The 20204-nt window shown below is 74.1% G+C and carries 23 protein-coding genes and 1 tRNA gene; 19 read left to right on the top strand and 5 right to left on the bottom strand.

Going from position 1 to position 20204, the window contains the following annotated elements; genetic code table 11:
• The first annotated feature begins 7 nt into the window (after positions 1–7).
• The 17 genes from BIV28_RS11285 (at position 8) to BIV28_RS11365 (ending at position 15602) form a co-directional block, all read left to right on the top strand.
• On the top strand, positions 8–442 hold the full coding sequence (locus BIV28_RS11285; RefSeq protein ID WP_076261887.1) for a flagellar hook assembly protein FlgD: 435 nt from the start codon (positions 8–10) through the stop codon (positions 440–442).
• A gap of 44 nt (positions 443–486) precedes the next feature.
• Positions 487–1662: a flagellar hook protein FlgE gene (locus tag BIV28_RS11290; RefSeq protein ID WP_076261889.1), complete on the top strand. Its 1176-nt coding sequence runs from the start codon at positions 487–489 to the stop codon at positions 1660–1662.
• 78 nt (positions 1663–1740) lie between these two features.
• Positions 1741–2067 (top strand): flagellar FlbD family protein, encoded by a 327-nt coding sequence (locus BIV28_RS11295; protein ID WP_076261891.1) that lies wholly within the window; start codon positions 1741–1743, stop codon positions 2065–2067.
• An 11-nt stretch (positions 2068–2078) separates the two neighbouring features.
• On the top strand, positions 2079–2897 hold the full coding sequence (locus tag BIV28_RS11300; RefSeq protein ID WP_076261893.1) for a motility protein A: 819 nt from the start codon (positions 2079–2081) through the stop codon (positions 2895–2897).
• The gene (locus BIV28_RS11305; protein ID WP_076261894.1) at positions 2894–3697 is read left to right on the top strand and encodes an OmpA/MotB family protein; all 804 of its coding nucleotides are present in this window, start codon (positions 2894–2896) and stop codon (positions 3695–3697) included. Before BIV28_RS11300 ends, BIV28_RS11305 begins: the two co-directional genes overlap by 4 nt.
• Positions 3698–3809: 112 nt before the next feature.
• Complete coding sequence (locus BIV28_RS11310) at positions 3810–4754, top strand: flagellar motor switch protein FliM (protein WP_076262189.1); 945 nt, start codon at positions 3810–3812, stop codon at positions 4752–4754.
• A complete protein-coding gene (gene fliN / locus BIV28_RS11315; protein WP_076261896.1) occupies positions 4751–5500 on the top strand; it encodes a flagellar motor switch protein FliN in 750 nt (249 codons plus the stop codon). The genes BIV28_RS11310 and fliN overlap by 4 nt, the downstream gene beginning before the upstream one ends.
• Positions 5501–6046, top strand: coding sequence for a flagellar biosynthetic protein FliO (gene fliO / locus BIV28_RS11320; RefSeq protein WP_076261898.1), 546 nt, complete (start codon positions 5501–5503; stop codon positions 6044–6046). It begins immediately after the preceding gene.
• 101 nt (positions 6047–6147) lie between these two features.
• Positions 6148–6957: a flagellar type III secretion system pore protein FliP gene (fliP, locus tag BIV28_RS11325; protein WP_076262191.1), complete on the top strand. Its 810-nt coding sequence runs from the start codon at positions 6148–6150 to the stop codon at positions 6955–6957.
• Complete coding sequence (gene fliQ / locus BIV28_RS11330; protein WP_076261899.1) at positions 6954–7226, top strand: flagellar biosynthesis protein FliQ; 273 nt, start codon at positions 6954–6956, stop codon at positions 7224–7226. Before fliP ends, fliQ begins: the two co-directional genes overlap by 4 nt.
• A gap of 7 nt (positions 7227–7233) precedes the next feature.
• Positions 7234–7992, top strand: a complete 759-nt coding sequence (locus BIV28_RS11335; RefSeq protein WP_076261901.1) for a flagellar biosynthetic protein FliR — start codon at positions 7234–7236, stop codon at positions 7990–7992.
• Positions 7992–9149: an EscU/YscU/HrcU family type III secretion system export apparatus switch protein gene (locus BIV28_RS11340; protein WP_076261902.1), complete on the top strand. Its 1158-nt coding sequence runs from the start codon at positions 7992–7994 to the stop codon at positions 9147–9149. Before BIV28_RS11335 ends, BIV28_RS11340 begins: the two co-directional genes overlap by 1 nt.
• Positions 9146–11200, top strand: coding sequence for a flagellar biosynthesis protein FlhA (locus BIV28_RS11345; protein WP_076261904.1), 2055 nt, complete (start codon positions 9146–9148; stop codon positions 11198–11200). Before BIV28_RS11340 ends, BIV28_RS11345 begins: the two co-directional genes overlap by 4 nt.
• Entirely contained in the window at positions 11178–12131 is a 954-nt protein-coding gene (locus tag BIV28_RS11350; RefSeq protein WP_076261905.1) for a hypothetical protein, read from the top strand. The genes BIV28_RS11345 and BIV28_RS11350 overlap by 23 nt, the downstream gene beginning before the upstream one ends.
• A gap of 39 nt (positions 12132–12170) precedes the next feature.
• Entirely contained in the window at positions 12171–12437 is a 267-nt protein-coding gene (locus BIV28_RS11355) for a carbon storage regulator (protein WP_076261907.1), read from the top strand.
• Positions 12438–12593: 156 nt separating this feature from the next.
• Positions 12594–13493: a sigma-70 family RNA polymerase sigma factor gene (locus BIV28_RS11360; protein ID WP_076261909.1), complete on the top strand. Its 900-nt coding sequence runs from the start codon at positions 12594–12596 to the stop codon at positions 13491–13493.
• Positions 13494–13544: 51 nt separating this feature from the next.
• Positions 13545–15602 (top strand): transglycosylase domain-containing protein, encoded by a 2058-nt coding sequence (locus BIV28_RS11365; RefSeq protein WP_076261911.1) that lies wholly within the window; start codon positions 13545–13547, stop codon positions 15600–15602.
• A 16-nt stretch (positions 15603–15618) separates the two neighbouring features.
• Here BIV28_RS11365 and crcB (BIV28_RS11370) read toward each other — a convergent pair whose 3' ends face one another.
• From crcB (BIV28_RS11370) to selD, 4 genes are all read right to left on the bottom strand, one after another.
• Positions 15619–15990 carry a fluoride efflux transporter CrcB gene (gene crcB / locus BIV28_RS11370; protein WP_076261913.1) on the bottom strand — a complete coding sequence of 124 codons (372 nt, stop codon included), beginning with the start codon at positions 15988–15990 and terminating at the stop codon, positions 15619–15621.
• Positions 15987–16421: a DUF190 domain-containing protein gene (locus tag BIV28_RS11375; RefSeq protein ID WP_083707262.1), complete on the bottom strand. Its 435-nt coding sequence runs from the start codon at positions 16419–16421 to the stop codon at positions 15987–15989. The genes crcB (BIV28_RS11370) and BIV28_RS11375 overlap by 4 nt, the downstream gene beginning before the upstream one ends.
• Entirely contained in the window at positions 16418–16852 is a 435-nt protein-coding gene (gene crcB, locus BIV28_RS11380; protein WP_076261914.1) for a fluoride efflux transporter CrcB, read from the bottom strand. Before crcB (BIV28_RS11380) ends, BIV28_RS11375 begins: the two co-directional genes overlap by 4 nt.
• A 130-nt stretch (positions 16853–16982) precedes the next feature.
• Positions 16983–18014, bottom strand: coding sequence for a selenide, water dikinase SelD (gene selD, locus BIV28_RS11385; RefSeq protein ID WP_207555930.1), 1032 nt, complete (start codon positions 18012–18014; stop codon positions 16983–16985).
• 84 nt (positions 18015–18098) lie between these two features.
• On the opposite strand from selD, the gene BIV28_RS11390 reads away from it, so the two are divergent.
• Both BIV28_RS11390 and selA read left to right on the top strand, forming a co-directional pair.
• Positions 18099–18193 (top strand) — tRNA-Sec (locus tag BIV28_RS11390).
• 45 nt (positions 18194–18238) lie between these two features.
• A complete protein-coding gene (gene selA / locus BIV28_RS11395) occupies positions 18239–19579 on the top strand; it encodes an L-seryl-tRNA(Sec) selenium transferase (RefSeq protein ID WP_076261916.1) in 1341 nt (446 codons plus the stop codon).
• Here selA and BIV28_RS11400 read toward each other — a convergent pair.
• The gene (locus BIV28_RS11400) at positions 19539–20144 is read right to left on the bottom strand and encodes a helix-turn-helix domain-containing protein (protein WP_076261917.1); all 606 of its coding nucleotides are present in this window, start codon (positions 20142–20144) and stop codon (positions 19539–19541) included. The genes selA and BIV28_RS11400 overlap by 41 nt on opposite strands.
• Positions 20145–20204 lie beyond the last annotated feature (60 nt).

Raw genomic sequence — 20204 nt, forward strand, 5'->3', positions numbered from 1 at the left:
GAGATCCATGACCGCCACCCCCATCGGCCCCACCGGACCCGTCGCGTCGGTCGGAGGCACGAGCCTCAGCTCCACCGCCCCCACCCGTGCGCCCAAGCAGACCATGGACTCGACGGTCTTCATGGACCTGCTCGTGACCCAGCTGAAGAACCAGGACCCGAGCTCGCCCATGGACACCAACGCCATGATCGGGCAGACGACCCAGCTCGCCGTCATGGAGAAGCTGAGCCAGATGGCGGCCGACAGCACGCAGGGCCTGCAGGCCCAGCAGCGCAGCGCGGCAGCCGCGCTCCTCGGTCGCACCGTCACCTACCTCGACGCGACCGGCGCCCCGGCGACCGGCACCGCGTCGGCCGTCTCCTTCACCGGTGCCACCCCCACCGTCACCGTCGGCTCGGCGAGCATCCCCCTCGCCTCGATCACCGGGGTCGCCGGCGCCTGAGCCGGCCCCCGCACCAGACCACCCACCCCAGAAAGGCCGTCCCCATGCTCCGTTCGCTCTACTCCGGCATCTCGGGCCTGCGCGCCCACCAGACGATGCTCGACGTCACCGGCAACAACATCGCCAACGTCAACACCACCGGGTTCAAGGGCTCCTCGGCCCAGTTCCAGGACACCCTCTCGCAGCTGACCCAGGGCGCGTCCGGGCCGCAGGCCGCCACCGGCGGCATGAACCCCGCCCAGGTCGGCCTCGGCGTGCGCGTCGCCGCCGTGACGACGAGCTTCACGCAGGGCTCGGCGCAGACCACCGGCAAGGCCACCGACATGATGATCTCCGGCGACGGCTTCTTCGTCACGAACCGGGGCGGCCAGCAGTACTACACCCGTGCGGGTGCCTTCGGCCTCGACGCCGCAGGCCACCTCGTCGGACCCGACGGCGGCATCCTGCAGGGCTGGATGGCCGACCCGTCGGGCCGGGTCAACACCGGCGCCCCGACCACCGACCTCGTCCTGTCGCCGACGGCGATGATCCCGGCGCGCGCCACGACCGGCGTCGAGGTCGGGGGCAACCTGCCCTCCGACGCCGCCACCGGCACCGCGCTGCAGCGCGACATCCAGGTCTTCGACGCCGACGGCGTCAAGCGCACCCTGTCGCTGACCTTCACCCGCACGGCCAGCGGCTGGGACGTCGCCGCGACCGACGCGTCGGGCGCCACGGGCAGCGGCTCGCTCGCCTTCACCGCCGGCAAGCAGACGACGCCGGGGTCGGTCAGCGTCGGGGGCATCACCGTCGACCTCGGCACCGTCACCGGCTACGCCGGCAGCACGACGGTGGCCGCCACCGGCCAGAACGGCTGGGAGGCGGGCACGCTCGAGGCGTTCAGCGTCGGCGCCGACGGCTCGCTCGTCGGCTCGTTCAGCAACGGCGTCCGCCAGGCCGTCGGGCGGGTGGCCCTGGCCCGGTTCACCAACCCGGCCGGCCTCGAGAAGGCCGGGCAGTCCTCGTACTCGGCCACGGCGAACTCCGGCAACGCGCAGGTCGGGCAGGCCGGCGACTCGGGCTTCGGCTCGCTCGTGGGCGGCGCGCTCGAGATGAGCAACGTCGACCTCTCGCAGGAGTTCACCAACCTCATCGTCGCCCAGCGCGGCTTCCAGGCGAACGCCCGCATCATCACGACCTCGGACCAGGTGCTCCAGGAGCTCGTCGACCTGAAGCGCTGACCTTACGGTCGGTCGCCCCCTGCCGATAGAGGGGGGCGGAGGCACGAGCGCCCCGCCCCCCCCGACAGGAACGGCCAGATGATCGCAGTCACCCGCCTCAACGGGTCACGCTTCGCGGTGAACCCCGACCTCATCGAGCGTGTCCAGGAGAACCCGGACACGACGCTCGTCATGGTCGGCGGCGCCACGTACGTCGTGCGCGAGAGCCTGCCCGAGGTCATCGCGCTCATCGCCGAGTTCCGCGCGCTCGTCATCGCCACGGCCCACGCGTACACCCCGGGTGACGGGCCGCGCCTCAGCGTCCTTCGGGGAGAGGGCGACTCGATCGCCGCCGCGGAGGCCGCCACGGCCGCCGGGGCCGCCGCGGCGGCCGCACCGACGCCGATCCGGCCCACCGAGCGATAAGGAGCGCACCGATGGACCCCTCACTCGTCATCGGACTCGTCCTCGCGTTCGGGTCCGTCTTCGCCGTCGTCACCCTCGAGGGCGCGCACATCGGGTCCCTGTTCCTGCCCCCGCCGATGATCCTCGTGTTCGGGGCCACCCTCGCCGTGGGCATCGCCGGCAACACCCTCAAGGACAGCCTGCGCGCCTTCAAGGCCGTGCCCAAGGCGTTCACCGGCAAGGCGCCAGCGCCGCAGGAGAGCATCGAGCAGATCGTCCACCTGGCCGAGAAGGCCCGGGCCGAGGGCCTGCTCGCGCTCGAGGCCGAGGCGTCCGACAGCAAGGACCCGTTCCTGGCCCAGGCCCTGCAGAACGTCGCCGACGGCACCGACCCGGAGGAGCTGCGCATCCTCATGGAGGACCAGATCGGCACCCGGGCCCGCTCCGACCACGCCGACTCGAAGTTCTTCGCCGCGCTCGGTGGCTACGCGCCCACGATGGGCATCGTCGGCACGGTCGTCTCGCTGACGCACGTCCTCGAGAACCTCTCCAACCCCGACGAGCTAGGCCCGATGATCGCCAGCGCCTTCGTCGCGACCCTCTGGGGCCTGCTGTCGGCCAACTTCATCTGGCTGCCGCTGTCGGCCCGCATCGCCCGCCTGTCCGAGCTCGAGGTCGAGCGGATGACGCTCGTCATGGAGGGCGTCCTCGCCGTCCAGAGCGGCGCCCAGCCGCTGCTGCTCGCCGACCGCCTGCGCGCCATGGTGCCCGAGCGCGGGACAGGCAAGGACGGCAAGGGCGGCAAGGGCGGCAAGGGCGCCAAGGACGTCAAGGACAAGGAGGCGGCGTGAGCCGCCGGCGCTCGACGCGCAAACCGCCGGAGAAGTTCCACGTCGACGAGCGGTGGGCCGTGTCGTACATGGACATGATCACCGTGCTCTTCTGCCTCTTCGTCGTGCTCTACGCGATGTCGACGGTCGACCAGAACCGGTTCGAGAAGCTGCGCAACTCCCTCGCCACCGGGTTCGGCACGACGATCACCCAGCGGATCGACACCGCGAGCGGCACGGTCGTGCCGCCGTCGGTGGCCAAGAAGGACTCCGAGGGCTTCGCCGACCTCGCCCTCGCCACCAAGGACGTCAACCGCTTCGCGGCCATCCAGAAGGAGATGACGCGGCGCCTCACCGTCCAGGGCCTGCAGAAGGACGTCCAGTTCCACATCGACCAGCGCGGCCTCACGGTGCGCCTCGTCGGGTCGCAGACGTTCTTCAGCCCGGACAGCTCGATGCTGACGGCGCGGGCCAACCGCATCCTCGACGCCATCACCCCGGTCATCGTGCCCACCCGCCTGCAGGTGTCCGTCGAGGGGCACGCGGCCAACCTCCGCACCTCCTACCCGTCGGTGTGGGAGCTGTCGGCCGAGCGCGCCACGAAGGTGCTCCGGGCCATGGTCGAGCGCGACCACCTGCCGGGCTCGCGCATCGGGGCCACGGGCTTCGGCTCCTCCCGCCCCGCGAGCCGGGGCCGGACCGACGCCGACTACCGGCAGAACCGACGCGTCGACGTCGTCGTGCTCTCCGACCAGCCCGAGAGCGTGCGCGCGCTCATCCCCGAGGCGCTCAAGGCGCGGGTGGCCCAGACCCGCTCGTGACCGGCCGCACGCGCCGGGCCCGCCCGGCCCGCGCCTCGACACGTGCCTCGACACGGGCCTTGACGCGTGCCTTAACACGGGGCGGTCCCTGCCGATAGTGCCGGGCGTGACCATGCACGCCGTCGGGGCGACCGCGCAGCGGACCGCGGAGCCGTACGACTTCCGCCGACCCACGACGCTCGCGCGCGAGCACAGCCGGATCCTCGAGGCGGCCTTCGACTCCTTCGCCCGCCAGTGGGGCACCCAGCTGACCGCCAAGGTGCGCACCAAGTCGACGGCCACCACCGAGTCGGTCGTCGTGCAGACCTACGACGAGTACACCGCGTCGCTGCCGACGGTCACGTGCATGGTGCGGTGCGTGCTCGGCGACACGGCGGCCAAGATGGTCGTGCAGTTCCCGACGCCGGTCGCGCTCGGCTGGGTCGCCCGGATGCTCGGCGGCAGCTCGGACAAGGCCGGGCTCGAGCGCAAGCTCACCCCCATCGAGCACGCGCTCGTCAAGGCGGTCGTCGAGGAGTCGCTGGACGTCCTCGCGTACGCCCTCGGGCCGCTGCTGCCGGCCGAGGCGCGCGTCGAGTCGATCCAGTACAACTCGCAGTTCGCCCAGGCCGCCGCGCCGTCCGACCTCATGGTCGTCGTGACGTGCGGCGTGCAGGTGGGGGAGACCACCTCGCCCGTCACCTTCGCGATCCCGGCCGACACGATCCTGCCGCAGCTCGGCGCCGTCAACCCGGTGGCGAGCAGCGAGAACGCTGCCGAGCTGACCCGCGAGCAGGTCGCCCTCGTTCCCGTCGAGGTGACGGTCCGGCTCGCGTCGGTCGCCGTGACCCCGGAGCAGGTGCTGACCCTCGCGGTCGGCGACACCATCCCGCTGCCGCACCACGCCCGCGACCCGTTCCACCTCACCGTCGAGGGCCAGGACCTCGCGCGCGCCATGGTCGTGCGCTCCGGCTCGCGCGCGGCGGCGCAGGTCGTCTCGCTCGTGCCGTCGCCGGCGGCTCCGGCCCTCCCCACCACCCCCGACGCCTCCGCCCCCACCCAGGAGTACCGCCCGTGAGCACCGCAACCCTCGTCTCCGCAGCCGAGCACCTCGTGGCCTCCCTGCCCGTCCCCGGCCTGCGCGTCCTCGGGCAGGTCGGGCCGGACGCCGTCGCCGGGCCCGCCGACGCGGCCGTCGTGGCCGCCTCGCTCGTCGGACCGCACCCGGCCGACCTCGTGCTCGTCGCCCTCGACACCCGGTTCGTCGCCGAGGCGGGCGGCGGGCCCGCCGCGTCGGCCACAGTCGTCCTGCGCCCGGCATTCGAGCGCGCGGCCGCGGCCCTCGGTGACGGCGTCCTGTCCGAGCTCGTCGACGGCGACCCGAGCGGGGTGCTGTCCGACCCGGAGGGGGCCGCCTTCTTCGAGATCTCCGACGGCGCAGCGCCGTTCGGCTGGCTGGCGGTCCGACGCGCCCCGGGTGCGCCGGCGACGGCATCGGCCGGGTCGACGCCGTTCGCCTCGTCCACGGCCTCGTCCACGGCCCCGTCCGCCGGCGAGCCGGCCGGGGCGTTCGACGGTCGCCTGCGCCGGATCCAGGACGTCGAGATGGCCCTGACCGTCGAGATCGGCCGGACGCGGATGAGCGTGCGCGACGCGCTGTCGCTCGAGCCCGGTGCGGTCGTCGAGCTCGACCGCTCCGCGGGCGCGCCCGTCGACGTGCTGCTCAACGGCCGCCGGATCGCCCTTGGCGAGGTCGTCGTCGTCGACCAGGACTACGCCGTGCGCATCTCCCGGATCCTCGACACCGCCGAGGGCCGGCCCTGAATGGAACCGCTCGTCCTGGGCCTGCGGGTCCTCGTCTCGCTCGGCGCGGTGTTCGGCCTCATGTGGCTGCTGCACCGGCGGCTGCGCGCCGGCGCCCCCGGCTTGCGGGCCAAGGTGCTCAGCGTCGTCGCGCGCCAGACCGTCGGCCCCAAGGCCTCGGTCGTGCTCGTCGACACCGACGGCAAGCGGTTCCTCCTCGGCGTGACCGAGCACGGCATCAGCGTCCTGCACACGGCCGACGTGCCCGAGCCCGTCGCGGCCGTGCCGGCCACGGGCGCGGGTCCTGAGGCGGGAGCTGACGCGGGTCCTCACACGGGTCCCGGCGACGGGCCCGACCCCGACCACGACGCCGTCCCCGGCGACTCGCTCCCGGCGACGGCCACGCGCCGCTCGGTCCGGCAGGCGGCCTCCTTCGAGGCCGAGCTGCGGCGCCAGCGCGCCCAGGCCGTCGGCGAGCCCGGGCGGCCCGCGCGGACCGGGTCGATCCTCGAGCCGGCGACGTGGCGCCTCGCGGCCGACGCACTGCGGTCCGGTCGACGCCCGTGACGGGCGCGGTCCTCACGGCGCGCGGCCCCGCGCGGCCCCGGCCGGACGCGTCCCGCGCGTCCCGTGCGTCCAGCGGGTCGCGCCCCACGCGTCGCGCCCTCGTGCTGACGCTCCTCGTGCTCGTCGCCGCCGCCGCGCTGCTCGTCCTCGCGGCGTCGGCGGGCCACGCCGCGACGCTGCCGCACCTGCCGGCGCCGGCCCCCACGCCGACGCCGGTGCCCGGTGAGGGCTCGGGCATCGAGCTGAAGATCAACGCCCCCGACAACGCGCCGTCCTCGTCGGTCGTGACGCTCCTCGGGATCACCCTGCTGTCGGTGGCCCCGGCCCTGCTGCTCATGATGACGTCGTTCACGAAGATCTTCGTCGTCCTGGCGATGACGCGGAACGCGCTCGGCCTCGCGTCGGTCCCGCCCAACCAGGTGCTCGCCGGCCTGACGCTGTTCCTGTCGCTGTTCATCATGTGGCCGGTGCTGACGCACGTGAACACCCTTGCGGTGCAGCCCTACCTGCACGGCCACCTCGACTTCGGGGCCGCCCTGTCGGCCGGCGCCAAGCCGCTCGCGAGCTTCATGCTGGCGCACACGCGTCAGGAGGACATCGCCCTCATGACCCGGGCCGCCGGCATCGCCAACCCGGCCACGCCCGCCGCGACCCCGCTGCAGACGCTCATCCCGGCGTTCATGATCTCCGAGCTGCGGGCCGCGTTCATCATCGGCTTCGTCATCTTCATCCCGTTCCTCGTCATCGACCTCGTCGTGTCCTCGGCCCTGATGTCGATGGGCATGATGATGCTGCCGCCGGTCATGGTGTCGCTGCCGTTCAAGGTGCTGCTCTTCATCCTCGTCGACGGGTGGGGCCTCATCATCACCGCGCTCGTGCAGAGCTACGCCGGCGGCGGGGGAGTCACGTGAACGCCGCCGCCGTCCTCGACATCTGCGTCCAGGCCCTCGCCGCGGCGGCAAAGCTGTCGGCGCCGGTGCTCGTCACCTCGCTCGTCGTCGGGCTCGCGGTGTCGCTCGTGCAGTCGATCACCCAGCTGCAGGAGGTCACCCTCTCCTTCGTGCCCAAGGCGGTCGCCGTCGCCATCGCCCTCGCCGTCTCCGGGCAGTGGATGATCGCCGAGATGGTGACGTTCACCCACGACCTCTTCGCGCGGCTGCCCAGCCTCCTTGGGACGTGAGGCACCGATGACCGTCCCCATCGACCAGGCGTGGGCCGAGGCGACGCTGCTCGCCATCGTGCGCATGACGGCGTTCCTCTTTATCGCACCGCCCTTCTCCTACAACGCCTTTCCCGCGCGGATCAAGGCGATGCTCGGCGTCGGCCTGGGCCTCGCCGTCTCGATGCGGGCGCACTCGGCGTACACGAGCCGGGGCGACGCCGCGTTCATCACCGGGCTCGTCCTCGAGCTCGCCACGGGCCTCGCGCTCGGGTTCCTCGTCTACCTCGTCTTCGCCGCCATCCAGTCGGCCGGCTCGCTCGTCGACCTCGCGGCCGGGTTCCAGATGGCCCAGGCCTACGACCCACAGAGCATGGTCAACGGCGCCCAGTTCGCCCGCCTGACCCAGATGGCGGCCCTCGCGCTGCTCTTCTCCTCCGACGGCTACCAGCTCGTCATCGGCGGGCTCACCGGCAGCGTCACGGCCATCCCGCTCGGCGGCGGCTTCGACCTGTCGCGCCCCGTCGAGGTCATGACGACCGCGACCACGGGCATGTTCGTCGCGGCCGTGCAGATCGCCGGCCCACTCATGGCCGTCCTCTTCCTCGCCGACGTCGGCCTCGGGCTGCTGACGCGGGTCGCCCCGGCCCTCAACGCCTTCCAGCTCGGCTTCCCGCTCAAGGTCCTCATCACGCTCGGCCTCGCCGGCGTCATGTTCCTCGCCATCCCGCGCGTCGTGTCGGGGCTCGCCCACGAGTCCGCGCGCCTGCTTCTGGGGGTGGGCTGATGTCCGACGGCCAGGAGCGCACCGAGCAGGCCACCGACAAGCGGATGCGGGAGGTCCGGTCCAAGGGCCAGCTCGGCCGGTCGCAGGACCTCACCGCGTGGCTCGCGGTCGGCGTCGGTGCTGTCATGCTCCCGCTCACCGTGTCGCGCGCCGCGGACGCCGGTGCCGGGCAGCTGCTCACCCTCGGCTCGGTCATCGCCGACCCCGAACCGGGCCGGGCGCTCGCCGCGCTCTCGGAGGGGCTCGGCTCGGTCGGGACGATCCTGCTGCCGCTCGTCGGCGCGGTGTTCGCCGCGGTCGTCATCGGGGCGATCGTGCAGGGCGGCGTGCACGTCAAGCGGCTCTCGCCCTCCTTCGAGCACTTCGACCTCGTCAAGGGCGTCGGCCGGATGTTCGGCAAGCAGGCGCTGTGGGGCGGGGCCAAGGCCATGCTCAAGACCGCGGTCGTCGGCCTCGTCCTCTGGATGGTCGTGCAGGACCTCGTGCCGATCCTGCTCACCGCCGGCGGCCTGCCGGTGTCGGGCCTGCTCGCCGCGACCGGCGACGGCGCGGCCTCCCTGCTGCGCTTCGCCGTCGGCGCAGGGCTCGTCCTCGCCGCCGCCGACGTCCTCGTCGTCCTGCGCCGCAACCGGAACAAGACCCGGATGACCAAGCGCGAGGTCAAGGAGGAGAACAAGAGCAGCGAGGGCGACCCGCTCCTGCGCTCGCAGCGCCGCTCCCGGCAGCTGGCCATGTCGCGCAACCGGATGATCGCGGCCGTGGCCGGGGCCGACGTCGTCCTGCTCAACCCGACGCACGTCGCCGTCGCCCTGACCTACGAGCCCGGCAAGGCGGCGCCCCGCGTCGTCGCCAAGGGCTCGGGCACCATCGCGGCCCGGATCCGCAAGGAGGCCGAGGACCGGCGGGTGCCCATGGTGCGTGACGTGCCGCTCGCGCGGGCCCTGCACGCCGGCTGCGAGATCGGCCAGGAGATCCCCGTCGAGCTCTACACCGCCGTCGCCGGCGTGCTCGCCTTCGTCATGGCCCTCAAGGCCCGCGGTGCCGCCGCCGGCGTCCACACCGTGCCCCGACGCGTCAGCACCCCGGCGGCGCCGACGCGCCCCACCGCCCGACCCACCGCCCGACCCACCGCTCGACCCGGAGGAGCCACCTCGTGAACCGCGACCTCGCCCGGCTCGCCGTGCCGCTCGGCATCGTCGGCATCGTCCTGCTCCTCGTCGTGCCGGTCCCGGCGGCGCTGCTCGACGTGCTCATCGTCTGCAACATCGCGCTGGCGCTCGTCATCCTGCTGACGAGCATGTTCGTCACCAAGCCGCTCGACTTCTCGGTGTTCCCGTCGCTGCTGCTCGTCGCGACGCTCTTCCGCCTCGGCCTCAACGTCGCCTCGACACGCCTCGTGCTGAAGGACGGCTTCGCCGGCCACGTCATCGAGGCCTTCGGGCACGTCACCGTCGGCGGGTCGCTCATCATCGGCTTCGTCGTGTTCGTCATCCTCGTCGTCATCCAGTTCGTCGTCGTCACCAAGGGTGCCGAGCGCGTCGCCGAGGTGGGGGCCCGCTTCACCCTCGACGCGATGCCCGGCAAGCAGATGGCCATCGACGCCGACCTCAACGCGGGGCTCATCACCGACGTCGTGGCGCGCGAGCGGCGCGCCCAGGTGGCCGCCGAGGCCGACTTCTACGGCGCGATGGACGGCGCCTCGAAGTTCGTCAAGGGCGACGCGATCGCCGGCATCGTCATCATCGTCGTCAACATCGTCGGCGGCATCGGCGTCGGCATGGTGCAGCGCGGCCTGTCGCTGTCCGACGCGCTCAACACCTACAGCCTGCTCACCGTCGGCGACGGCCTGGTGACGCAGATCCCGGCCCTGCTCATGGCCGTCTCGACCGGCATGATCGTCACCCGGTCCGGCGCCGAGACCGACCTCGGGCGCAGCGCCTCGGTGCAGCTGTCGCAGTCGCGCACGGCGCTGCTCGTGGCCGGCTGCGCGGCCATCGTCATGGCGCTGCTGCCGGGCATGCCGCCGCTGCCGTTCCTCGGCGTCGGCGCCGCGCTCGTCATCGCCTCGCGCCGGGTGCGCCCCGTCGCCGGCTCCGGGGCGTCCGGTGCCGCGGGCGCGGCGGGCGAGGTGGAGGGGCAGGCCGCCGAGCGCGACCCGAACGAGGAGATCATCGAGCGGATGCGCGTGCAGCCCCTCGAGATCCTCCTCGCGCCCGACCTCGTCGACCTCGTCGGCGGCTCGCCCGACGACCTGCTCGGCCGGGTCAAGGCGCTGCGCCACACCATCGCCATGGACCTCGGCATCGTCATCCCGCCGGTGCGCACCCGCGACAGCGTCGACCTGCCGCCCTCGACGTACGCCATCCGCGTCGCGGGGGTCGAGGCCGGCCGCGGCACCGCCCCGCCCGGCAAGCTGCTCGCCCTCGGCGAGGCGCTCGACGCGCTGCCCGGCGTCTCCGTCATCGAGCCGGTCTTCGGCCTCGCCGGCAAGTGGGTCCCGGCCGAGCTGCGGCACAGCGCCGAGATGACCGGTGCGACGCTCGTCGACCGCGTCAGCGTCCTCGTGACCCACCTGTCCTCGATCGTCGGCGCGCACGCCTCGCGGCTGCTCTCGCGCGAGGACGTCCGCGTGCTCACCGAGGGAGTCCGCGGCATCAGCCCGGCGACCGTCGACGAGCTGACCCCGGCGCTGCTCTCGCTCGCCGAGGTACACCGCGTCCTGCAGGGGCTGCTCGCCGAGCAGGTGCCGATCAACGACCTCACCCGGATCTACGAGGCACTGACGTTGCGCGCCAAGGCCGGCGGCGACCCCGAGTCGCTCGTCGAGGCCGCCCGCGCCGCGCTCGGACCGGCGCTCGTCGCGCGGTTCGCCGACGGCGGGCACCTGTCGGTCATCACCATCGAGCCGGGCCTCGAGCAGACCCTCGTGCAGGACCTTCGCCCGGTCGAGGGCGGCAGCCAGCTCGTCGTCGACCCGGCCCGCCTCGACGCCGTGCTCGCCTCGCTCAGCTCGGCCGTCGCCGCGGCCGAGTCCTCCGGCCGGTCGGCCGTGCTCGTCTGCGCGCCGGTGCTGCGGCCGGCCCTGCGCCGCCTGCTGCCGCCCGCCCCGCGCGGGGTGCCCGTCCTGTCCTACGCCGAGGTGACCTCGGCCGACGTCACCATCGAGACCGTCGGGGTGGTGCGCGTTGGCACAGCAGTTCCTGCTTGAGGGGCGCTCCCTCGACGAGCTGGCCCGCGAGGCGACCCACCTCTACGGCGACGGCGCGCGGATCGTGCGCGCCGAGCGCGTGCTCGACGCCGGGATCGCCGGGTTCCTCGGCCGGCGCCACCTCGAGGTCACCGTCGAGGTGCCCGACACCCGGGTGCCGCGCGTCGTGCCGATCCAGCCGGCGCTGCACGTCCTGGGCGACCGCGCCGGCATCCTGGCCCTGCTCGACAGCGCCGACCGCGCCGAGGACGACGTCAACGCCGACGTGCGTGCCGACATGGCTGCCGACGACGCGCCCGGCATCGACGGTGACCCGGTGTCGACCGAGTTGCCCGGCCTGTCGGACCTGCTCGCCCGCCTCGGCGACGACGGCGGCCGCACGCACCGGCCCGCCGAGCGCGTCCCTACCGTGCTGTCGGCTCCCGGTGACCTCGTCCTCGTCGTCGGGCTCGAGGACACCGCCCGCGGCGTCGCGACCTCGATGGCCGACGCGTCCGCGGCCGCCACCGGACGCGTCGGGCACGACCTGCACGGCGCCGGGGCCACCGACGAGCGCGGGCTCCCGCACCTCGCCGGCCGCTGGGAGGCCGCCCGGGCCCGGGCGCTCGCCGTCGAGTCGGGCACGGCCGTCCTCGTGGCCTGCGGCCTGGGCCCCACCGCCGCGGGCCTGCCGCACCTCGAGGCGGCCGCGGCCCTCGGGCCCGACCAGGTGTGGGTCGTCGTCGACGCCCGACACAAGCCGGACGAGACGAGCGCCTGGGTGGACCGCGTGCGCGCGTCGGTCGAGGTCGACGCCCTCGCCGTCGTCGGGGCCGGCGAGTCCCGGTCCGCACACACGGTGCACGACCTCGGCGTTCCCGTAGGCTGGACGGACGGCGGGCCGGCACCACGGACGGTGCCCCGGGCCGGGTCGGACCGGAACGCCCTGTAACGGCTCGGCACCGAACACCGCACCCACGGAAGGGGATCCATGCTCGTCCTGACCCGCAAGCCCGGCGAGAAGATCATGATCGGCGACGACATCGTCATCACGTTCCTCGAGAGTCGCGGCGGCGACGGCATCCGCATCGGCATCGACGCGCCCCGCCACCTCGAGATCAAGCGCGAGGAGATCTTCGGCGCCGTCGCCGACGCCAACCTCGAGGCCTCCAGGGCCACGGCCGACGACGTCCTGCGGGGCCTCGGCAACGCGCCGACGGGCCTGGAGGAGCCGGGTTCGGACCCCGCCGTCCCGTAACGTTTTCCCCGCACCTGCCGATAGTCCTCCATCGAATTTCGCGTTTTCGATACAAAACGGACAAATCGCCCCAAACTGGACTTAGTCCGAGGGGTCGGGCAGGCCTTCCTGCTCGACCCCCGGTCACGTTTTCATCGTGAGCGTCAGAGGGGTCCAGTGGATAAAGCGGAGCGCAACCGTCTCGTCGTCGACAACCTTCCGCTCGTGGGCTACCTCGTCTCCGAGCTGTGCGGTCGGGCGACGCACCTCTCGCGCGAGGACCTCGCCTCGGTCGGGGCCGTGGGCCTCGTCCTCGCGGCCGACGCCTACGACCCCTCGACCGGGGTGCCCTTCGGCGCCTACGCCCGGCGCCGCATCACCGGGGCGCTCGTCGACGAGCTGCGTTCGATCGACTGGGCCGGCCGCGGCACGCGCCAGCGGATCAAGGCCCTCCAGTCGATGACCGAGACCCTCGCCGCACGGCTCGGTCGCACCCCGACCCACGACGAGATGGCCGCCGCGCTCGGCCTGACCCGCGAGCAGGTGCGGGCCTGCCTCGCCGACGCCGCCCGCACCGTCGGACCGCTCGACGACGCGGCCGACGCCCTCGCCGCCGAGACCGTCGCGCCCGAGGACTCGATGCTCGAGCGCGAGCGGGTCCGCTACCTCGGTGCCGCCGTCGCCGCCCTGCCCGAGCGGCTGCGGTTCATCGTCACCGCGATCTACCTCGAGGGCCGGGCGGTCAAGGACGTCGCAGCCGACCTCGGCCTGACCTCCTCGGCCGTGTCGCAGCAGCGCGGCGAGGCCCTGCGGCTGCTGCGCGGCGGGCTCGAGCTGCACTACGCCGACGACGCCGCCGCGTCCGGTGGCCGGGCCGGAGCCCCCGACCACGGCGCGGTGCCGACGCCGCGTCGGGCCGCCTACCTGGAGACCCTCGGCGAGACCGTGCACGGCCTCCGGTGCGTCCACTCCCGGCCGGCCGGCACCGTGCACCCGGCGCCCGCGTCGGTGCCGTCCGCGCTGCAGGCGCCCGTCCCGGCCGCTGCCGTGGCCGCGACGCTCGAGGCTGCCGGCTGATTCCCAGCCGACGCCCAGCACGGCGTCGGTGAGCGGCGCCTATCGTCGCCTGTGGGTACCCATCGTGTCGACGTCGGCCGGACGCTGCGGCTGCTCGCCGCCTTCCTCGTGGCCTCGACCGCCGTCGGCCTCCTCGGGGCCGCCCTGTCCGCGCCGACCCTCGCGGCCATCGGGGGACTGTCGAACGCCGGCAGCGAGGCGTTCCTGTCGCTGCCCAGCACCTTCACGATGGCCGATCTCGTGCAGGGCTCGCGGATCCTCGCGGCCGACGGGTCGGTCATCGCCACCCCGCAGGACCAGTACCGGGTCGTCGTCCCGCTGTCGCAGGTCGCGCCCCTCATGCGCACGGCCCAGCTGGCGATCGAGGACAGCCGCTTCTACGACCACGGCGCCATCGACCCCCAGGGCCTGACCCGCGCCGTCATCGAGGACCTGCGCACCGGGCAGGCCAGCGAGGGCGCCTCGACGCTGACCCAGCAGTTCGTCAAGCTGTCGATCCAGGCGCAGGCCCTGCGCACCGGGCAGGGCGACGCCGCCGCGGCCGCCGTGGCCAAGACGATCCCGCGCAAGCTGACCGACCTGCGCTACGCCGTGGCCCTCGAGCGGACGTGGAGCAAGGACCAGATCCTGCAGGGCTACCTCAACCTCGCCTACTACGGCGACGGCGCCTACGGCGTCGAGGCCGCCGCCCGGCACTACTTCGGCGTGCACGCGAGCCGGCTCACCCTCACCGAGGCGGCCACCCTCGCCGGCCTCGTCCAGAGCCCGAGCGCCACCGACCCGGTCCACCACCCGAAGGCGGCGCAGGCCCGCCGCAACCTCGTGCTGACCCGGATGCGGGCGCTCGACGAGCTGACGGCGCCGCAGTTCGACGCCGCGGTGCGCCACCCCCTCGCCAAGGACCTCTCGGTCACCGACCCGCCCGCCACGTGCGCGGCGTCGGCCGACCCGTACTTCTGCTCGTTCGTGATCGCCTGGCTCGAGGAACAGCCGGCGCTCGGCGCGACGCAGCAGGCCCGGCGCGACCTGCTCTTCCAGGGCGGCCTGACCATCCGCACCACGCTCGAGCCCTCCGTGCAGGCCACGGTCGACGCGTCGCTGCGCAAGGTCGCCCCCGAGCACAACGTGCTCGGCGTCGCGGCAGCGGCGTACGTCACGCAGCCGGGGACCGGCGCGGTCGTCGCGCTCGGGCAGGACACCCAGTACGGCTCGGGCGGCGGCGCGACCGAGCTCGACTACGCCGTCGACCAGCGCTACGGCGGCTCGGGCGGCTTCCAGTTCGGGTCGACGGCCAAGGCGTTCTCGCTCGTCACCGCCATGGAGCAGGGCCTCGGCACCAGCGCGTCGGTCACTGCCCCCCGCGCGGACAACCACACGCCGGCCACGTTCCGGCCCGCGCAGTTCCCGCAGCCGTGCGGACTCGCCACCGACTGGAAGGTCTACAACGACGAGGCCTGGGGCGGCGGTCGGATGTCGCTCAAGCAGGCCACGGCGAAGTCGACGAACACCGCCTTCGTAGCGCTTGCCAGCCGCATCGGCGTCTGCGCCATCCACACGACGATGACCGACTTCGGCATCCACGGCGGTGACGGCACCGCGCTCGGCACGTACCCGCCACAGGTCATCCTCGGGGCGCAGGCCATCTCGCCGCAGACGCTCGCCGAGGCGTATGCCGGGCTCGCCGACCACGGCACCGTCTGCCAGGTGCACCCCGTGACGAGCGTCGTGCAGGGCTCCCGGACGCTGTGGGCGCCGGCGCCCGCCTGCCGGCAGGTGGCCGACCCGAGCGCCGTGGACCAGGCCACGCAGTACCTCGAGTACAACATGACCCACGGCTCGGGCATCCTCAACCAGCTCGCCGGCCGCCGTTCGGCCGGCAAGACCGGCACCGCCGACGGCAACGCGCAGTCGTGGTTCGTCGGCTACACGCCGCAGCTGACGACGGCGGTGTGGGTCGGCAACCCGGTGCACCCGACCCGTCGGATGTTCAACGTGTCGATGGCCGGCAAGTCGTGCACCGCCATGACCGGGGCCTGCTACGCCGCGCCGATCTGGCGGCGCATCATGGACGGCGCGCTGGCCGCCGAGCCGGCCCTGCCGATGCCGTGACCGACGGGTCGGTCCCCTAGAGGGCAGCGCCGAGGGCGTACCCGCCGAGCGCCGCCGCGAGGCCGGCCACGAGCGAGACGCCGACGTTGGCCAGCGCGACGAGCACGGCCCGCGACTCGAGCAGCCGCAGCGTCTCGTAGCTGAAGGTCGAGTACGTCGTCAGGGCCCCGCAGAAGCCGGTGCCGACGCCGAGGGTGACCGCCTCGGGCATGTCGTGCGCGACGGCGAGGCCGGTGAGCGTCCCGAGGACCAGCGAGCCGACGACGTTGACCACCAACGTCCCCCACGGCAGGAGGCTGTCGTGGCGGGACTGCACGGCGCGGTCGGTGAGGTAGCGCGCCGGAGCGCCGACGGCGGCCCCGGCACAGACGAGCAGGAGCGCCGTCACCGGTCCGTGCCGCCGGCGTCGGGGGCGTCCGGGGTCGCAGGGGTCGCGGGGGTCGCGGGGGAGCCGGACGCGTCGGGGGTCGCGGCGTCGGGGCCGGACCGGAAGGTGTGGTGCACGACGCGCACGTCGTCGACGGTGACGAGCCCCTCGCCGACGACCTCGGTCACCTGGGGCAGGAAGGCGTCGATGCGCTCGGCGGTGTCGATGACGACGACGGCGACGGGCAGGTCCTCCGACAGCGAGAGCAGGCGCGAGGTGTGGACGAGGTGGGAGGAGCCGAAGCCCTCGATGCCGCGGAAGACGCTCGCGCCGGCGAGCCCGGCGGCGTGCGCCCGGTGAACGATCTCGCTGTGCACCGGGCGGTGGTGCCAGGTGTCGGCCTCGCCGACGTAGACGGTGAGGCGGCGGGCGGGACCGTCGAGCGTGGTCATCGGGAACCTCCACGGGTGGCGAGTCGGTGGCGGGCGGCGAGGGCCGCGCGGGTGAGCAGGACGCCGGCCGCGACGCCCGCGAGGGCCGCGAGCGGGGTGCCGACGAGGTAGGCGAGGGCGAGGGCCGGATGGCCGCCGTGGAGCAGCACCGTCGTCTCCGACGCGTACGTGCTGAAGGTCGTGAACCCGCCGAGGACGCCGACGCCGAGGAACGGGCGCAGCAGCGGGTGGGTGCCGCCGACCTCGACGACGAAGACCATGAGGACGCCGATGAGCAGGCTGCCGGAGACGTTGATCGACAGGGTGATCCACGGGATGCTGCCGGGCTGGGCCGGTGCGGCTTGGGCGAGTCCGTAGCGGGCGCAGGCGCCGAGGATGCCGCCGAGCGCGATGACCGGCAGGACGTGGCGGTTCGTGGGTCGTGCGGACATGCGTTCTCCTACCTGGACAGGCGAATTCGTCAGGTAGGGACTGTTGGCAGCGTCCGTGCTGCGGTTGTCGGCGAGCCCCACCGCCATCGGGTGGCAGTCTACGCGGCGACCAGGCCGGGCGCGGGGACCGTCAGCGGACCGAGACGACGCGTCCGTCGAGGGCAGCGTCGTCGAGGGCCACGAGCCGCCCGACGACCGGGTGGCCGGGCAGCTCGCCGACGACGAGGAGGCCGCCGGAGGTCTGGGCGTCGGCGAGCAGCACGAGCTCGTTCTCATCGACGCCCGCGGTGACGTGCGGGCGCACCCAGTCGAGGTTGCGGCGGCTCCCGCCCGGCACGTAGCCGGCTGCGTAGGACTCGCGGGCCCCGGCGACGTAGGGCACGGCCGCGGCGTCGACGACCGCCCCGACGCCGCTGGCCCGGCACAGCTTGTAGAGGTGCCCGAGCAGCCCGAAGCCGGTGACGTCGGTGGCGCACCGGAGGCCCGCCGCGAGGGCCGCGCGCGACGCGTCGCCGTTGGGGGTCGTCATGACGGCGACGGCCTCCTCGAACACCTCGCCGGTGGCCTTGTGCCGGTTGTTGAGCACGCCGAGACCGATCGGCTTGGTCAGCGTCAGCGGGAGGCCCGGCTCACCGGCGTCGTTGCGCAGCAAGCGGTTCGGGTCGGCCAGACCCGTGACGGCGAGGCCGTACTTCGGCTCCGGGTCGTCGATGCTGTGCCCGCCGGCGAGGTGGCAGCCCGCGGCCCGGGCGACGTCGGCACCGCCGCGGAGCACCTCGGCGGCGAGGTCGAAGGGGATCCGGTCGCGCGGCCACGCGAGCAGGTTGAGGGCCACGAGCGGTTCGCCGCCCATGGCCCACACGTCGGACAGGGCGTTCGTCGCCGCGATCCGGCCCCAGTCGTAGGGGTCGTCGACGACGGGGGTGAAGAAGTCGGTGGTCGCGACGACGGCGCGGTCCCCGTCGAGGCGCACGACCGCGGCGTCGTCGCCGGTGTCGACGCCGACGAGCAAATCGGGTCCGGCCGCCGGGGTCAGCGTGCCGAGCACGCGCTCGAGCTCGCCCGGGGGCACCTTGCACGCGCAGCCACCCCCCGACGCGTACTGCGTCAGCCGCAGGGCCGGGCCGGGGGCGGACGTCGTCGGCGTCGTCGGGGCGGTCACCTCGTCATCGTGCCACCGCAGCGACGCGGGCGCGGGCCCCGGCCGGCCCCGACCGGCGGTGGCCTGCCGGGGTAGGGTCGCCGCGGAGGCGTTTCCCGCCTGGTGACGGGCGCGGTCTTCAAAACCGTAGTGACCGGGTATCCCGGTCAGGCGGGTTCGATTCCCGTCCGCCTCCGCCACACGTTCCCATCCCGAACCGCCGAGCCCGCCCCAGGGAGGCCGCGATGCAGGACCCTCGCCGCCGGGTGCCCCGGACCGACGCGGTGCTCGCCGACGCGGGTGTCGCCGCGGCCGTCGGTCGTCTCGGCCGCGACCGGGTCAAGGCGGTCGTCGTCGAGGTGCTCGGCGCCTGCCGGGCGGGGGAGGTCGCGCCGGAGGCCGTCGTCGGCGAGGTGCTCGACCGGCTACCGCACGCGCCCACCTCGATGCGTCGCGTCGTCAACGCCACCGGCGTCGTCGTGCACACCAACCTCGGCCGGGCTCCGTTGTCCGAGGCGGCGGTCGAGGCGGTGACCATCGCCGCGGGCGCCACCGACGTCGAGCTCGACCTCGCGACGGGACGCCGCGGACGACGCGGCACGGCCACCCTCGACGCGCTCCGGCGGGCGGTGCCGGCGGCCGGCGACGTGCACGTCGTCAACAACGGCGCCGCCGCGCTCGCGCTCGTGGCCCGGGCGCTCGCACCCGACCACGAGGTCGTCGTCGCCCGCGGCGAGCTCGTCGAGATCGGCGACGGCTTCCGCATCCCCGAGCTCGTCGAGTCGGTCGGCGCGCGGCTGCGCGAGGTCGGCACGACCAACCGGGTGCACCGGTCCGACTACGCCGACGCGATCGGCGAGCGGACCGCGTTCGTGCTCAAGGTGCACCCGTCCAACTTCCGCGTCGAGGGCTTCACCTCGAGCGTCCCGGTGTCCGAGCTGGCGACGCTCGGCCCACCCGTCGTCGCCGACATCGGCTCGGGCCTGCTCGCGCCGCACCCGCGGCTGCCCGAGGAGCCCGACGCCGACTCGACGCTGCGGGCGGGAGCCTCGCTGGTGACGGCCTCGGGTGACAAGCTGCTCGGCGGGCCCCAGTGCGGGCTGCTGCTCGGCGACGCAGACCTCGTGCACCGCCTTCGGCGCCACCCGATGGCCCGGGCGCTGCGCGTCGACAAGCTGACGCTCGCGGCGCTCGAGGCGACACTCAGCGGGCCGCCGACCCCGGTGGCGCGGGCGCTCGACGCGCGCCCCGCCGACCTGCTCGCGCGGGCCCGGCGGATCGCCGTCGCGGTCGGCTCCGGGCTGGCGCGGGCCGTCGAGTCGCAGGGACGCGTCGGCGGCGGGGGCGCGCCCGGGGTGCCGCTGCCGAGTGCCGCCGTAGCCCTGCCCCACGGCCTCGCCGAGCCGCTGCGCCTCGGGGAGCCCCCCGTCGTCGGGCACGTCCACGACGGGCACCTGCTGCTCGACCTGCTCACCGTGCCCGAGGACCTCGACGAGGTGCTCGTCGAGGCGGTCCGCCGGGCTGCCGAGGTCGACGCCGCCGCCGTCAGGCGTCGCGCAGGTGGATCTGCTCGCCCTGCGGGCTGAAGAGCGACAGCAGCTCGACCGGGTGCTCGGTGGCGCTGCGCATCGAGTGCGGCGTGCGGGTCTCGAACTCGGCGGCCTCGCCCTCCTCGAGCACCGTGACCGTGTCGCCGAGCCGCAGCTCGAGGCTGCCGCCGAGCACGTACACCCACTCGAACCCGTCGTGCCGCTGCTGCTTCGGGGTCGTGCGACGCCGCCCGGGCAGGAGCAGCTTGAACGCCTGGACGCCGCCCGCGCTGCGGGTCAGCGGGATGAAGACCATGCCGCCGCGGCGCACCGGTCTCGGGTGGACGCGCGGGTCGCCGGAGGGCGGGGCGCCGACGAGGTCGTCGAGCGGCACGCGGTAGGCCCGCGCGAGCGGCAGGAGCAGGTCGAGCGTCGGGCGGCGCAGGCCGGACTCGAGCCGCGAGAGGGTGCTGACGCCGATGCCGGTCTCGGCCGAGACGTCGGCGAGCGTGCGGCTGCGCTGGGTGCGCAGGTGCCGCAGCCGGGGCGCGACGGCCTCGAGCGCCCGGTCGATGTCGTCGCTGCCGTCGGCGTGGTCGTGGTCGGCCGGTGTCGCACCCATGGCGGCAGGATGCCCCGGCCTTGCTGTTCCTGCAAGCGGTCTTGCAGCCGTGGCCGGGCG

This window comes from Intrasporangium flavum (genome assembly GCF_001956915.1).
Taxonomy (GTDB): domain Bacteria; phylum Actinomycetota; class Actinomycetes; order Actinomycetales; family Dermatophilaceae; genus Monashia; species Monashia flava.

Bases quoted from the DNA above. Each gene is read 5' to 3' on its own strand.
- BIV28_RS11295 (WP_076261891.1), top strand. From the start codon at position 1,741: ATGATCGCAGTCACCCGCCTCAACGGGTCACGCTTCGCGGTGAACCCC.
- BIV28_RS11300 (WP_076261893.1), top strand. From the start codon at position 2,079: ATGGACCCCTCACTCGTCATCGGACTCGTCCTCGCGTTCGGGTCCGTC.
- BIV28_RS11290 (WP_076261889.1), top strand. From the start codon at position 487: ATGCTCCGTTCGCTCTACTCCGGCATCTCGGGCCTGCGCGCCCACCAG.
- fliO (WP_076261898.1), top strand. From the start codon at position 5,501: ATGGAACCGCTCGTCCTGGGCCTGCGGGTCCTCGTCTCGCTCGGCGCG.
- BIV28_RS11335 (WP_076261901.1), top strand. From the start codon at position 7,234: ATGACCGTCCCCATCGACCAGGCGTGGGCCGAGGCGACGCTGCTCGCC.
- BIV28_RS11285 (WP_076261887.1), top strand. From the start codon at position 8: ATGACCGCCACCCCCATCGGCCCCACCGGACCCGTCGCGTCGGTCGGA.
- BIV28_RS11400 (WP_076261917.1), bottom strand. From the start codon at position 20,144: ATGGGTGCGACACCGGCCGACCACGACCACGCCGACGGCAGCGACGAC.
- BIV28_RS11310 (WP_076262189.1), top strand. From the start codon at position 3,810: ATGCACGCCGTCGGGGCGACCGCGCAGCGGACCGCGGAGCCGTACGAC.
- crcB (WP_076261914.1), bottom strand. From the start codon at position 16,852: ATGTCCGCACGACCCACGAACCGCCACGTCCTGCCGGTCATCGCGCTC.
- BIV28_RS11355 (WP_076261907.1), top strand. From the start codon at position 12,171: ATGCTCGTCCTGACCCGCAAGCCCGGCGAGAAGATCATGATCGGCGAC.
- BIV28_RS11340 (WP_076261902.1), top strand. From the start codon at position 7,992: ATGTCCGACGGCCAGGAGCGCACCGAGCAGGCCACCGACAAGCGGATG.
- BIV28_RS11375 (WP_083707262.1), bottom strand. From the start codon at position 16,421: ATGACCACGCTCGACGGTCCCGCCCGCCGCCTCACCGTCTACGTCGGC.
- selA (WP_076261916.1), top strand. From the start codon at position 18,239: ATGCAGGACCCTCGCCGCCGGGTGCCCCGGACCGACGCGGTGCTCGCC.